This is a genomic window from Phaeobacter gallaeciensis DSM 26640 (genome assembly GCF_000511385.1).
GTDB lineage: Bacteria > Pseudomonadota > Alphaproteobacteria > Rhodobacterales > Rhodobacteraceae > Phaeobacter > Phaeobacter gallaeciensis.
In genome coordinates, this window is the sequence record NC_023137.1 from 1,912,795 (window position 1) to 1,926,231 (window position 13,437).

General features: G+C 60.7%; 12 protein-coding genes. 6 read left to right on the forward strand and 6 right to left on the reverse strand.

Annotated features, from left to right (window positions below; all coding sequences use genetic code 11):
* Window positions 1-73: 73 nt before the first annotated feature.
* The 3 genes from GAL_RS09215 to GAL_RS09225 form a co-directional block, all read right to left on the reverse strand.
* Window positions 74-1,543: a carboxypeptidase M32 gene (locus tag GAL_RS09215; RefSeq protein ID WP_024097314.1), complete on the reverse strand. Its 1,470-nt coding sequence runs from the start codon at window positions 1,541-1,543 to the stop codon at window positions 74-76.
* Window positions 1,544-1,545: 2 nt separating this feature from the next.
* A complete protein-coding gene (gene ctaA, locus GAL_RS09220) occupies window positions 1,546-2,694 on the reverse strand; it encodes a heme A synthase (protein ID WP_024097315.1) in 1,149 nt (382 codons plus the stop codon).
* A gap of 91 nt (window positions 2,695-2,785) precedes the next feature.
* The gene (locus tag GAL_RS09225; protein ID WP_024097316.1) at window positions 2,786-3,532 is read right to left on the reverse strand and encodes an RNA methyltransferase; all 747 of its coding nucleotides are present in this window, start codon (window positions 3,530-3,532) and stop codon (window positions 2,786-2,788) included.
* A 207-nt stretch (window positions 3,533-3,739) separates the two neighbouring features.
* Here GAL_RS09225 and GAL_RS09230 point away from each other — a divergent pair, with 207 nt between their 5' ends.
* Window positions 3,740-4,375, forward strand: a complete 636-nt coding sequence (locus GAL_RS09230) for a thiamine phosphate synthase (RefSeq protein WP_024097317.1) — start codon at window positions 3,740-3,742, stop codon at window positions 4,373-4,375.
* Between the two features lie 70 nt (window positions 4,376-4,445).
* Here GAL_RS09230 and GAL_RS09235 read toward each other — a convergent pair whose 3' ends face one another.
* A complete protein-coding gene (locus GAL_RS09235; protein WP_040104033.1) occupies window positions 4,446-5,654 on the reverse strand; it encodes a HupE/UreJ family protein in 1,209 nt (402 codons plus the stop codon).
* Here GAL_RS09235 and GAL_RS09240 point away from each other — a divergent pair.
* From GAL_RS09240 to GAL_RS09255, 4 genes are all read left to right on the forward strand, one after another.
* Window positions 5,653-6,498, forward strand: coding sequence for a DUF4198 domain-containing protein (locus GAL_RS09240; protein WP_024097319.1), 846 nt, complete (start codon window positions 5,653-5,655; stop codon window positions 6,496-6,498). The two genes, GAL_RS09235 and GAL_RS09240, sit on opposite strands and share 2 nt — an antisense overlap.
* Before the next feature lie 48 nt (window positions 6,499-6,546).
* Window positions 6,547-7,506, forward strand: a complete 960-nt coding sequence (locus GAL_RS09245; RefSeq protein WP_024097320.1) for a PfkB family carbohydrate kinase — start codon at window positions 6,547-6,549, stop codon at window positions 7,504-7,506.
* On the forward strand, window positions 7,503-8,417 hold the full coding sequence (locus GAL_RS09250; RefSeq protein WP_024097321.1) for a pseudouridine-5'-phosphate glycosidase: 915 nt from the start codon (window positions 7,503-7,505) through the stop codon (window positions 8,415-8,417). The genes GAL_RS09245 and GAL_RS09250 overlap by 4 nt, the downstream gene beginning before the upstream one ends.
* Window positions 8,418-8,500: 83 nt before the next feature.
* Complete coding sequence (locus GAL_RS09255) at window positions 8,501-9,193, forward strand: DUF502 domain-containing protein (RefSeq protein ID WP_024097322.1); 693 nt, start codon at window positions 8,501-8,503, stop codon at window positions 9,191-9,193.
* A gap of 46 nt (window positions 9,194-9,239) precedes the next feature.
* On the opposite strand, the gene GAL_RS09260 is transcribed toward GAL_RS09255, so the two are convergent.
* Both GAL_RS09260 and GAL_RS09265 read right to left on the reverse strand, forming a co-directional pair.
* Complete coding sequence (locus tag GAL_RS09260) at window positions 9,240-10,268, reverse strand: patatin-like phospholipase family protein (protein WP_024097323.1); 1,029 nt, start codon at window positions 10,266-10,268, stop codon at window positions 9,240-9,242.
* A gap of 134 nt (window positions 10,269-10,402) precedes the next feature.
* Window positions 10,403-11,176 (reverse strand): 3-hydroxybutyrate dehydrogenase, encoded by a 774-nt coding sequence (locus tag GAL_RS09265; RefSeq protein ID WP_040104045.1) that lies wholly within the window; start codon window positions 11,174-11,176, stop codon window positions 10,403-10,405.
* Between the two features lie 392 nt (window positions 11,177-11,568).
* Between GAL_RS09265 and GAL_RS09270 the strand changes: the two genes are divergently transcribed.
* Window positions 11,569-13,395 carry an extracellular solute-binding protein gene (locus GAL_RS09270; RefSeq protein WP_040104046.1) on the forward strand — a complete coding sequence of 609 codons (1,827 nt, stop codon included), beginning with the start codon at window positions 11,569-11,571 and terminating at the stop codon, window positions 13,393-13,395.
* The last annotated feature ends 42 nt before the right edge of the window (window positions 13,396-13,437 follow it).

Sequence of the window (13,437 nt, forward strand, 5' to 3'; positions counted from 1 at the left end):
CGCGCGCGGCACCGGAACGGAAAACCCCCGCCAGTGACTGACGCGGGTTTCGTTGATTGTGCGGCGTGACGTCTTACAGACCATATAGCGCGCCGAACTTCTCTTCCAGATAGCTGAGCAGCGGCTCCGGGCTGGGCGCCATCCCGGCGGCATGGGTGATGGTCTCAACCGGGCTGCGCAGCCCCCCATGGGTTTGCAGATTATCGCGCAGCCAGTTGGTTGCGGCGACCGTATCCCCCGCCGCCAGTTGCTTATCCAGATCCGGCACCGCCTGACGCAGCGCCTGATAGAGGCAGCCGGCATAGACATTGCCCAGCGAATAGGTTGGGAAATAGCCAAACAGCCCCACCGACCAATGCACGTCCTGAAGGCAACCATTGGACGGTTTATCGACGCCATAGCCAAAATCAGCTGCAAAACGGTCATTCCAGGCAGCTTCCAGATCCTGCACCTGCAAATCGCCCGACATCAGCGCACGTTCCAGATCAAAGCGCATCATGACATGCAGGTTATACTGCAACTCGTCCGCTTCGGTCCGGATGTAGCCGTTGTGGACCGCGTTCACTGCTGCATAGAAGGCGTCCGCATCCGCAATGCCAAAGTCACCGAACTGCGGCACCATCTGATCGAACAGCCAGCCGGTAAAGGCACGACTGCGGCCCAGCTGGTTCTCATAGATCCGGCTTTGGCTTTCATGCACACCCATCGAGACGCCGCGCCCCAGTGGGGTCAGCAGATAGGCCTGATCAATGTTCTGCTCATAGGCAGCATGGCCGACCTCGTGAATGGTGGAATAGAAACAGTTGAAGGGATCATCGTCGCTGGTCCGCGTGGTCACGCGCACATCCAGACCGCTGCCGGAACAGAAAGGATGCACCGCCTTGTCGACCCGGCCATGGCGCATCTGGTAGCCAAAGGTCTCCGCCAAAGTGGTGGTCAGGGCCATCTGCTTGTCAGCATCGAAATGCCCGCTGACGCCCTTCGGCGCGGGTTTGTCCAAAACGCGCGCCCGCAGATCAACCAGACGCGGGCGCATGGCATCAAACAGGGCTGCGATCTCGGCAGCGGTGGTGCCATGTTCATAGTCGGCGATCATCGCGTCATAGACGTCGCCCCCCGCAGCCAGTGCCTGACCCTCTTCGCGTTTCAGCGCGACCACTTCCTCCAGCACCGGCAGGAAGGCTGCGACGTCCTCAGCGGCACGGGCGGCGGCCCATTTTCCCTGCGCCTCGGAGGTGACGCGGGCGATGCGTTTCGCCAGATCACCCGGCACCTTGACGGCACGCTCATGACTGCGACGGATCTCACGCAGCTGCGCCGCGCTCACCTCATCCGGGGCCTCGGCCCGTGCCAGCCAATCAGCCACCTGCGGGTCGCAGCGACGGGCATGTAGAACAGCCTCAATCGCCGCCATTTCCTCACCCCTCTGGGGGGCGGCACCGCGTGGCATCATGGTTTCCTGATCCCAGCCCAAACGGCCCGCAATCTGGCCAAGCGCCTGGGTGTCCCGCTCATAGGCCATCAAGTCGTCAAATGCGCTCATTCTCAGTGATCCTTAATCGAAGTTGCAATGGGATAACCCGACAGATACCGCGCCCTGAGGATCAGGACCCAGAGGCCGACAGCCATCAATTGGTGCAGGATTGCGACCTGCCAGGGCGCCGCATAAAGCACGGTGACAATACCCAGCAGCATTTGCAACAACAGTGCTGCAAAGACCGCGTTAAAGGCGAAGCGCGTGCGTAGATGGGCGCTGTTACGCCCGCGCAACCAGACCACCACACCAAAGGCCAACAACAGATAACCGCTAATCCGGTGAATGAACTGTACAAGGCCCGGGTTTTCAAAGAAATTGGTCCAAAGTGGTTCTAGCATGAACGGCTCAGGCGGCAGGATCTGCCCGCCCATCAACGGCCAGTCGGTGTAAGACCGGCCTGCATCAATACCCGCAACCAGCGCGCCAAGAATGATCTGCAAAAAGCTGAAGTGCAGCAGACCGGTAGAGAGACCAAACAGCTTGGTCTCCTTAGCCCGGCGCGCCTGCATCAGATCGCGCTCTTCGCGCCCTAGCAGAAACATATACCAGGCGATGAATCCCAAGATGACAAAGGCCAACCCCAGATGGGTCGCCAAGCGATAAGACGCAACCGAAGTCATCCCCTCGCCCTGCGTTACACCGGAGGCCACCATCCACCCGCCGATAGCCCCCTGGACAGCGCCCAGAAGGCCGGGCAATGCCAGCCGCCCGGCCCAACCAACCGGGATCTGCCGTGTGACAGCAAAGCCGAGGAACCCCAGCGCCCAGACCAGGCCGATGAACCGACCCAGCTGACGGTGCCCCCATTCCCACCAATAGATTTCTTTGAAATCCGCCAGCTCCATCCATTGGTTTTCAATGCGCCACTGGTCGATTTCTTTGTACTTGTCGAACTCTGCCTGCCAGTCTGCCTCGCTCAGCGGTGGCATGGCACCGGTCACAGGCCGCCATTCGGTGATCGACAACCCACTGTCGGTCAGCCGGGTCAGCCCACCGACAACAATCATCGCCACCACCAGCGCAAACAGCACTGCCAGCCACGCACGAATTGCGCCCCTTGCGCCACGGCGGGTGCGATCAATACCGCCAGGTGTCGCCTGTGGGCGTTCTTGCGGCTCGTTGCCGGAGACCTCTTCGAAAATGCTGCGCTTGCTCATGCTTGCCTCTTCCAATTTCCCGTCAAGCTAGGCCGCCTGTTCGGCCCCGTCCAGTGGGCGACTGTGGTGCAAAGTCGCCCGAAGTCGCGCCTCAGTCGCGTTTTTCTTTCCAGCGGACCATCTGTCGCATGATCCCATGCAGCATCTGCACATCGGCGCGAGTCAGCGGCATCCGGCTGAACATATTGCGGAACACAGTTTTCATGCTGGGCGCCTTGTCCGGCGGAAAGAAGAACCCGGCCTCGTCCAACCGGTCCTCATAGTGGTTAACCAGCGCATCAACATCCGCATGGCTGGCCCAGTCGGATTTGCCAAGATCGGTCACGACGGGCGCGACCTCAGCCACTTGGCGACGCCATTCATAGGCGGTCAGCAGGACACATTGGCCAAGGTTTAGCGACGCAAACTCAGGATTTACGGGGACCGAGATAATGGCATTGGCCCGGGCGATGTCCTCATTTTCAAGACCCGCACGTTCAGGGCCGAACATCACGGCCACCTTTTGACCGGCGCCAATCTTCTCTGCTGCCAAATTCATCGCCGCTTCGGGGCTGTAGACAGGTTTGGTCAGTTCCCGCGGGCGCGCCGTGGTGGCAAAGACGAAATCGCAATCCTCAAGCGCGCTGGCCAGATCCTCTGCCAGCCGCGCCTCATCCAGCAACCGCCCCGCGCCTGAGGCCATGGCAACGGCCTTGGGGTTGGGCCAGCCATCGCGCGGCGCCACGATGCGCATCCGGTCCAGCCCAAAGTTCCACATCGCGCGGGCGGCGGCGCCGATGTTCTCGCCCATCTGCGGGCGCACGAGGACAAAAGCGGGTTGAGGGGTGTCGCTGGGCATCCGTTTCTCCAAAAAAGCTGCTCTGCTCTAGTCGGCACAGGCGTGATGGGCAAGGCCGCGCGGGGCGACTTCTGCGGGAAACCCGCTATATTCCTGATATATCAGCGCAGCATCACACGGAAATATCCCACTTGGGATGTCGCCAAATCCTTGCGTCCAGTGGCAGATGCGCTAAACACCGACAACCACTGAACAGGAGCCCTCCCCATGGACAGCCCCGCTGATGCCCCCGAAACGCCGCAGATTTATCTGACGACGCCCCCCAGTTTTGAGCTCGGCCGCTTTCCCGACCAACTGGCACGGGTGTTGGATTCGGTGGAAATTGCCTGCGTCCGTCTTGAGCTGGCCAGCCGCGATGAGGATACGCTGAGCCGGGCGGGTGATGCCCTGCGGGCTGTGGCCCACGCCCGCGATGTGGCCATCGTGATTGCCGACCATCAGATCCTGGCAGAGCGTCTGGGTCTTGACGGGGTGCATCTGTCGGACGCGGCCCGCCCGGTTCGAGCAGCGCGCAAGGCGCTTGGCGCCGATGCGATTGTTGGCAGTTTCTGCGCGGCGTCACGTCACGATGGTTTGACCGCCGCCGAAGCGGGTGCCGATTATGTCAGTTTCGGCCCCGTTGGGACCTCCGGTCTGGGCGATGGCAATCAGGCCCAGAAAGAACTCTTTGAGTGGTGGTCCCAGATGATCGAAGTGCCGGTGGTGGCAGAGGGCGGCCTTACACCTGAGCTGATCCGCGATCTGACGCCTTATACGGATTTCTTCGGCATCGGAGATGAAATCTGGCGCGAAGAGGACCCGCTCATGCGCCTACGCAGCCTGCTGGCGGCGATGGAGGGATAAGGTCGTTTGGGGCGCTATGCAAACCTGTGGCAGAACGCCTGAATAGCCCCCTGACCAACCACAATGCCGGTCAGAGAAACAGCCGCTCAACGCACCAGTAGCCACCGATCAGCGCGATGGTGAAACTGGCCGGGATGGCGACCCGGCCCCGATATTTCGGATGCCGCCAGAACCAGAACCCGAGGAGCGCATAGGCCGCCCCGACAACGCTCAGCTGCCCCAGTTCCACGCCAACATTGAACCCTAGCAACGCAGGCAGGAACTGCGCATCCGGCAGGCCAAACTCGGCCAACACCGAGGCGAACCCCAGCCCGTGCAGCAATCCAAAGCCAAAAATCACCAGCGTTCGCCAGCTGTGCAGCTTCCGGGCAAAGATATTCTCAACCGCGACGAATACAATTGATCCGGCAATCAGCGGTTCCACAATGGCAGGGTTGATCTGCACCAGCCCCAGAGCGCCAAGCGCAAGGGTGATGGTATGTGCCACCGTGAAGGCGCTGATCTGCCAGATCAAAGGCCGCAGCCGGGTGCTGAAGAAGAATAAGCCCAGCACAAACAGGATATGATCCAGACCCTTTGGCAGGATGTGGGTGTAGCCCACCGGGATATAGTCGATAAACGCCTCACTCGGCGTCTGCGCCAGCCCGCCTGACAGGGGAATGGTCGGGGTGGTTTCACCGCCCTGTAGATAGCCGGTGTAGGGACCTTCGACACCGTTTTGGCGCAGAACCACACCGCCCGACCCTTTTGGCCAGCCCAGTTTCAGCCCACGTGCGCCGTCCGGGATTGCGCCCGAGAGCCGCAGCAAGGTGCTGCGCGGCAGGGCAATATCCCCCGGCTCAGGGATCTCAATCGCGGTTACCTCCATCGCGATAGCACCGCGTGCCTCCACCTGAAGGCTCTGCAACCAATCTTCGGCAAAGAGCTGCACCATCGGCGCCAGCTCATCCGGGCCAAGCGCGCGCAGGTCGTCATAGTCCTGCGCCTGATCAGCCGTATCAGTATCGACCATGCCATCCAGATCAATACCCGCCACAAAAGCCTCGGCGTTGATCCGCAGATCCATGGTCAGCTGATCGCCGGAAATTTCAAAATCCGCAATCGTCGGCGTGACTTCATGGGCGAAACCGCTAGAGTGTGAGACGCTCCAGAAGAGCAAGACCAGCAGCAGACGCCTCAGGTGATGCCGCCAGCGGGTCAGTCCTCCGCGCGGCATCTGTACCGCGCTCTGCCAACGTCTGCCACTCACCGTCCCAGCCAGAGGTCTCATCTGCGCCATGCGTTTTACCCGCCCTGTTGCTTTTATCCTGCTCGCGCTTGCCGTGAACACCGTCGGTCGCGCTGCCCTTGCCCACGAGTTTTGGATTGCGCCAGAAAAATATCAAGTAAAATTAGGCGCCTCGGTTCAGGCAGATCTGCGCAACGGACAGGTTTTCAGCGGGGCGCGGCTGGCATATTTCGACCGAAACATCGCCCGGTTCGAGATCTGGGATCAGGCGGAGGCCCACCCCTATGGAGGACGCATGGGCGACCTGCCTGCGCTTCAGCTGGAGGCGCCTGCAGAGGGGCTGCTGGTGGTGGCTCACGAGACCACACCGGACCATCTGACCTATGACAGCTGGGAGGATTTCGTAAAATTCGCGGCCCATAAGGACTTCCCTGATATCGAACAGCGCCACAGCGCCCGCAACCTTCCCCGCACAGGGTTTGCCGAGCGTTACACCCGCCACGCAAAATCGCTGATCGCTGTTGGCAGCGGTACGGGGTCGGATCGCGCGATTGGTATGCTCACTGAATTTGTCGCGTTGGCCAACCCCTACAGCGATGATCTGAGCACCGGCCTGCCGGTCGAACTGCGGTTTCAGGACCGCCCGCGCGCCGACGCTCAGGTGGAGGTCTTCGAACGAGCCCCGGATGACACTGTGTCGATCACATTGATCCGCACTGATGCTGATGGCCGCGCCGTGGTGCCTGTGAAATCAGGCCACGTCTATCTCCTGGACGCCGTGGTCCTGCGCCCCGTGAATCCTGAAGCTGCATCCCGGAATGATAGCGCGACCAAAGGCCAGCCTGCGCCGGTCTGGCAGACACACTGGGCTGCCCTGACTTTCGCCGTTCCCTAAGTCTGTTGCCGCTTGCGGGGGGCGAAAAAACGCGGCAATACGGGATTTATGACACAGCCTCCGCATGTTCCCGCCTCGCATCAATCTGACGCCACGCCCTCCTCCGGCGGCACTGCCTCAGCGCAGCCTGATATCCTCTGCATCGGATCGGTGCTCTGGGACATCATTGGGCGTTGCACCGCAGAAATGCAGCGCGGGTCGGATATGCCGGGGCGGATCACCCGCCTACCCGGCGGTGTGGCGATGAACATCGCGATGACCCTGGCCCGTTTTGGCCTGCGCCCTGCCCTCCTGAGCGCGATCGGTCGCGACCCAGAGGGCGACGAACTGGTCCATGCCTGCGCCCATCTTGGCCTGATCACAGACCACCTCTATCGCTCTGAGGATCTGCCTACCGATCGCTATATGGCCGTCGAAGGTGCCAATGGTCTGATTGCCGCCATCGCAGACGCCCATTCGCTGGAAGCCGCAGGTGCGAAGATCCTGCGCCCGCTGATCGATGGCGCCCTTGGCAGCGAGGATGCACCATATAGCGGCCCGGTGGCGCTGGACGGCAATCTGACCTTGTCGCTGCTGGATGACATCACCGCCAATCCAGCCTTTGCGAAGGCAGATCTGCGCGTCGCCCCTGCCTCACCCGGCAAGGCGGAGCGTCTGCGCCCCTTCCTGCTGCGCAGCTGTGGCACGCTTTATGTGAACCTTGAGGAAGCGGGCCTGCTCTGCCAGGACGAATTCACCGACAGCCCCACCGCCGCGCGCGCCATGCTGGATCGCGGTGCCGCACGGGTGTTGGTCACCGATGGCGGCAGCTCCGCCACCGAAGCGGACCACAAGGGGCTGATCACTCAGGCCCCGCCGCGCGTGACCGTCGCGCGCGTGACGGGCGCTGGCGATACCTTCATGGCTGCACATATCGCAGCCGAGGCCCGCGGCGAAGACCGCGAAACCTCCCTTGCATCGGCGCTGAAGGCCGCTGCAACCTATGTTTCAGGAGAACCACCCCTTTGATCGACATGACATTTTCCGCCGAAGTTGCCGCTGCCCGCGCCTCCGGCCAGGCCATCGTTGCGCTTGAAAGCACCATCATCACCCACGGGATGCCCTATCCCCAGAATGTCGAGGTGGCCGCACAGGTCGAGGATGATATCCGCGCCGCGGGCGCCGTTCCGGCCACCATGGCCGTGATCGGCGGCGTGCTGCACATCGGGCTTGAGGCGGACCAACTAAAAGCGCTCGGCCAAGCCAAAGGCGTTGCCAAGATCTCCCGCGCTGATATGCCCGCCTGTATCGCCACCGGCGGCACTGGCGCCACCACCGTGGCCGCCACTATGATCGCAGCGCGACTGGCTGGGATCAGCGTTTTTGCCACTGGCGGCATCGGCGGCGTCCATAAGGGCGCGGAAACCAGCTTTGACATTTCTGCCGACCTTCTGGAACTGGCGCAAACCCCGGTCACCGTGGTAGCCGCAGGCGCTAAGGCGATCCTAGATATCCCCAAAACGCTTGAGGTGCTGGAAACCCAAGGGGTGCCGGTTATCGCCTATGGGCAGGACAGCATTCCGGCGTTCTGGTCGGCGACCTCTGACTTGGCCGCACCCCTGCGCATGGACAGCGCCGCAGAGATCGCCCGTGCCCATGCCACCCGTCAGGCCATGGATCTGCCCGGCGGACAACTGATCGCCAACCCGATCCCAGCGGCAGATCAGATCGCTGCCGAAGATCTGGCACCGGTTCTGGCGCAGGCCCAGTCCGAAGCGGATGCACAGGGCGTCGCGGGCAAAGCGGTAACCCCCTTCCTGCTGCAACGCATCTTCGAGCTGACAGAGGGCCGATCGCTGACCGCCAATATTGCGCTTGTGCGCAACAATGCCCGTCTGGCGGCCGAAATCGCCAAGGAATTGGTCAACTTGAAGCAATAACGGCTTTTTCTGCGCAGCTGCCCATTGCGGTTGCGCAGCTCCCTGCCTAGCTTTCTTACGTTCCTCACCGGTGAAACGCACAGATGACCACGCCTTTTGACGACGAAAACACGCCCCGCCGCCCTGGCCTTTTTGCCCGGCTGCGGTCGTCCTTCTTTACCGGCATCGTGGTCATTGCACCGGTCGGGCTGACCATCTGGCTGTTGTGGACAGTGATGGGCTGGATCGACGGTGTGGTGCTGCCGCTGGTGCCGCATACCGTACGGCCCGAGCAATATATCGGGATCAACCTGCGTGGCGTCGGCCTGATCATCTTCCTGCTGTTCACAATTGTGGTGGGCTGGATCGCCAAAGGCATCATCGGCCGTTCGCTCATCGGCTTTGCCGAAAGCCTGGTGGACCGCATGCCGGTGGTGCGCTCGATCTATTCCGGGATCAAACAGATCTCGGAAACCGTGTTTGCCCAGACCGAACGCAGTTTCGACACCGCCTGCCTGATCCAGTATCCGCGCCGCGGAATCTGGGCCATTGGTTTTGTTTCGACGACTGCTAAGGGAGAAGTGGCAGCACGGGCCGAGACGGGTGGCAACCTGCTGTCGATTTTTGTGCCAACCACGCCGAACCCCACATCCGGGTTTCTGCTTTTCTTTCCTGAGGAAGATGTGATTCCACTGGACATGACTGTGGAAGAGGCTGCCAAACTGGTGATCTCCGCCGGACTGGTCTATCCCAATGCGAAGGATCCGACGAAACCTGCCGAGCTCGTTTCAGACTGAATTCCGGCGCCCTATTTTGGGGCACCATCAGGCCGGGGTTCTTCGCTCAGCCAAACATCTCCGCCAGATCCACCGTCGACCGGAGGCCGATGGCGTCGCTGTCCTGCTCCAGAAACTGTTCCGCAGCTGCACGTCCGGCGGTTTTCAGCTTCGCCAGAATCTGTGGGATCGGGATCAGCTTGGTATTAACGGACAGCTCCCGCATCAGATCGTCATCGGCGATCATATGCACCAACACCCGTTTCATCTCTCCCGCCTCCAGCTGTCCCTCCGCCAGCAAGCGCTGAACAAAGGAAATCGCCCGCAGCTCACGCAGGAGCGATGAGTTGAAGCTGATTTCATTGACCCGGTTCTGGATTTGCTGCGGCGTGCGCGGCAGCTCATCGCGTTCCAAGGGGTTGATGCTCACAATCACCACATCCGATGGCAATTCAGGCCGGTACAGCGGGAACAAGGCTGGGTTGCCGGTATAACCGCCATCCCAATAGGGCTCCAACCGTCCGGACTTCGGGTCCTCAATCTCGATCGCCTGAAACAGATTCGGCAGACAGGCCGAGGCCAGGATCGCGTCCGTTGTGACCTCCTCACCGGAAAACACCCGCACCTTGCCGCTGCGTACTGATGTGGCGCAGATGAACAACTGCGGCCCCTGATCTGCGCAAACCTCAGCAAAGTTGAACCCCTCCACTACGGGTCTGAGCGGATTGCGATAGAACGGCCCATAACTATAAGGCGACAGGATCTGGCCCATGGCCTCACGCGGGGAAAACGGCGCGATCCAGTCCAATGCGCCCAGCAGCGGTGCGGCGTCAAGCCCAGCCAACCAATGGGCAAACCGCATGTCACCCACCGCCCCCATCCGCTGCCAGAGATGATCAAGGCAGGCCCGCGCCCCTGCACGTCCACCCTGCACCAGCCCGGATTTCAGCGCCGCGCCGTTCAGCGCCCCGGCAGAAGTGCCGGTGATGGCGGCAATCTCCAGATCCTCACACTCCAAGAGCCGGTCCAGAACACCCCAGGTAAACGCCCCATGCGCGCCGCCGCCCTGCAGGGCCAGATTGATCCGCTTTGTCACACTCTATCTCCTGACCGGCGGCGCAGATCGGGGCCTGCGCATTTCGCTTTTCACCTTTCCCAAAATACTCCGGGGGTGAATTGTCCCTGATGGGGCAAGAGGGGGCTGGCCCCCTCTCCGTCTCCGCATCGCAATTACAACGCAGTCCAGCCACCGTCGACGCTCAGAGTGGTGCCTCTCATCTGTGCCGCCGCATCAGAACAGAGGAACACCGCCGTGCCGCCCAATTGTTCAACCGTTGCAAACTCGCGCGAGGGCTGGCGCTCCAGCATCACCTTCTTGATCACCTCTTCCCGGCCCATATTGTATTTTTCCATCGTGTCGGGAATCTGCGCCTCCACCAGCGGGGTCAGCACATAGCCCGGGCAGATTGCATTGGCGGTGATCGGCTCCTCTGCGGTTTCAAGGGCCAGCGTCTTGGTCAACCCCACCACGCCATGTTTGGCCGCGACATAGGCCGACTTGTAAGGGGACGCCGTCAAACCATGCGCCGAAGCGATATTGATCACCCGGCCCCAACCTGCGCTGCGCATCATCGGCAGCGCTGCGGCGGCGGTGTGAAAGGCCGACGACAGGTTGATGGCAAGGATCGCATTCCACTTGTCGACCGGGAACTCATCCACTGGCGCGACATGCTGAATGCCCGCATTGTTGATCAAGATATCGCAGCGGCCGGATTTGGTGATCAGGGCGCGACAGGCCTCCGCATCGGACATATCGGCCTGAATATAGCATGCCTCAACACCGAATTCGGCGGCGATCTCGGCGGCCAGCGCATGATCCTCGTCCCGGTCGGTAAAGGAATTCAGAACCACATCTGCCCCGGCACGCGCCATCTCCCGTGCAACCCCAAGACCGATCCCAGAATTCGACCCGGTAATCACCGCACATTTGCCGCTCAACGTCATCTTACTCTTCCCTTCCTCTGCAAAACCTGATTGGTGCAACTGTGGCATGCTGCACCTGCAAAGGAAACGGCAATCACCGCGTGAAAGTTGCAAGAAACCGGTCAGAAAAGAGCACCACCGCAGACTGCTTGCTCGGATCGGGTGACATCCGGGACGATGCCCTGTGGATCTGCACGCGGCAGGAACTTAGATTTATAAGCCAAAAAAAACGCCCGCACGAAGCGGGCGTTAAGTTATTGAGGCAGGTTTCATACAGGCAAGAAACCTATCGAGCAGTGAGACCTTTATAAGCAATTTCCCCCGCTCATCCAAGCTAAAAGTTTGAATTGACCCGACAGCGCCGTTAGCGTTGGTGTTCATGAAAATAAGGCCAGAGCGGGATTGTTGCAAAAGTGCGTCCAGATTTTTTCTTTAGAGTTCGACCGGTCTTGGCCGGAATCATCCTCAGCGCAAGCGCTAATTTTGCACAAGCAGAATCAGCGCATGGCATAGCTATGTATGGAGACCCGACCCTACCACCGGATTTTGTGTCTTTACCCTATGCAAACCCCGATGCGCCCAAAGGCGGTAAGGTGGTCTTTGGCAACACTGGTGGCTTCGATACACTGAACCCTTTTGCTCAGAAAGGCACCCCGCCCTGGCAGATGCGCTTCTGGGGATATGAGAGCCTGATGGGGCGGTCTGCGGACGAGGCGTTCACGCTCTATGGGCTGCTCGCCGAATCGATTGAAGTGCCGGACAATCGCGCATGGGTTGAATTCACGCTGCGCCCGGAGGCCCGATTCTCCGATGGATCACCGGTCACCGTCGCTGATGTCATCTGGTCTTACGAAACCCTCGGACAGGAGGGGCATATCCGCTACCGGCGGTTCTGGAACCAGATCGACAGCATCGAACAAACGGGCGAGCGCAGCCTGCGTATCACGTTTAATGAGGACAATCGTGAACTGGCATTGATTGCTGGCCTGCGCCCGATCCTGAAAAAAGGACAGTGGGAGGGCAAGGACTTTGCCGCCTCCGGCCTTGATGAGGCACCGATCGGCTCCGGGCCCTATACCGTCGCTGATTTCGAGCCCGGACGGTTCATCCGGTTTTCCCGCAATCCTGACTACTGGGGCCGCGATCTGCCCCTCAGACGCGGCACCAATAACTTCGATGAGATCCAACTCGACTTCTACGGCGACCAAACCGTCCTGCTGGAGGCGTTCAAGGCCGGGGAAATTTCTGCAATCCGCGAATTCAACGCCGCCAAATGGGACAAGGCCTATGACTTTCCTGCGATCACCAGTGGCGACGTCATCAAGACTGTGATCCCCAACGGCAAACCCTCCGGCATGACCGGTATCGCGATGAACACCCGCCGGGCGCCCTTCGACGACTGGCGCGTGCGCGAAGCACTGATCCGGGCGTTCAATTTCGAATATATGAACGAGGCTCTGACCGGTGGCAGCCAGCCGCGCATCTCGTCCTATTTCTCCAATTCCTATCTGGCTATGCAGCCCGGCCCCGCCGAGGGTAAGGTACGCACGCTGCTGGCCCCATTTGCAGATAGCCTGCTCCCTGATGTGCTGGACGGCTACAGCCTGCCCGTGAGCGATGGCACTGAGCGCAACCGCAAAAATCTGCGCGCGGCAACCAAACTTCTCGCCGAAGCAGGTTGGACCGTACAGGACGGCATCATGAGCAATGCCAAGGGTGAGCCGCTGGAGTTGCAGGTCCTGCTAACCCCAGGCAATCTCGGTGAAGGGGAAATGCGCTCCGTCGTAGAAATCTACGCCCGCGCTTTGGAGCGCCTTGGTATCTCTCTATCATCGGACATCGTTGACAGCGCCCAGTTTGTGCAGCGTCAGCAGGCATTTGATTATGACATGACCTTCTTCCGCCGGGCGATGTCACTGAGCCCCGGCAACGAACAATATCTCTATTGGGGCAGTGCTGCGGCACAACAGCAAGGGTCGCGCAATCTGATCGGGATTGAGGACCCGGCGGTGGATGCCATGATCGACGCGATGCTGGTCTCGACCAGCAAGGAGGATTTCACCGCTGCGGCACATGCATTGGACCGCCTGTTGACGGCCGGTCGCTATGTGATCCCGGTCTGGCAATATGCCGAGGGGCGCATCGCTCATGTGAAGGAGCTGAAGTTCCCGGACCGGCTGCCAGTCAGCGGTGATGGGATCACCTACATGCCTGAGGTCTGGTGGTATCAGGCCGACTGACGCCACCAACCAACCAGATAATCCTGGCCCGCTCCGTTGTCT

Bases quoted from the DNA above. Each gene is read 5' to 3' on its own strand.
- GAL_RS09215 (WP_024097314.1), bottom strand. From the start codon at position 1,543: ATGAGCGCATTTGACGACTTGATGGCCTATGAGCGGGACACCCAGGCG.
- GAL_RS09255 (WP_024097322.1), top strand. From the start codon at position 8,501: ATGACCACGCCTTTTGACGACGAAAACACGCCCCGCCGCCCTGGCCTT.
- ctaA (WP_024097315.1), bottom strand. From the start codon at position 2,694: ATGAGCAAGCGCAGCATTTTCGAAGAGGTCTCCGGCAACGAGCCGCAA.
- GAL_RS09225 (WP_024097316.1), bottom strand. From the start codon at position 3,532: ATGCCCAGCGACACCCCTCAACCCGCTTTTGTCCTCGTGCGCCCGCAG.
- GAL_RS09235 (WP_040104033.1), bottom strand. From the start codon at position 5,654: ATGGCGCAGATGAGACCTCTGGCTGGGACGGTGAGTGGCAGACGTTGG.
- GAL_RS09265 (WP_040104045.1), bottom strand. From the start codon at position 11,176: ATGACGTTGAGCGGCAAATGTGCGGTGATTACCGGGTCGAATTCTGGG.
- GAL_RS09240 (WP_024097319.1), top strand. From the start codon at position 5,653: ATGCGTTTTACCCGCCCTGTTGCTTTTATCCTGCTCGCGCTTGCCGTG.
- GAL_RS09230 (WP_024097317.1), top strand. From the start codon at position 3,740: ATGGACAGCCCCGCTGATGCCCCCGAAACGCCGCAGATTTATCTGACG.
- GAL_RS09245 (WP_024097320.1), top strand. From the start codon at position 6,547: ATGACACAGCCTCCGCATGTTCCCGCCTCGCATCAATCTGACGCCACG.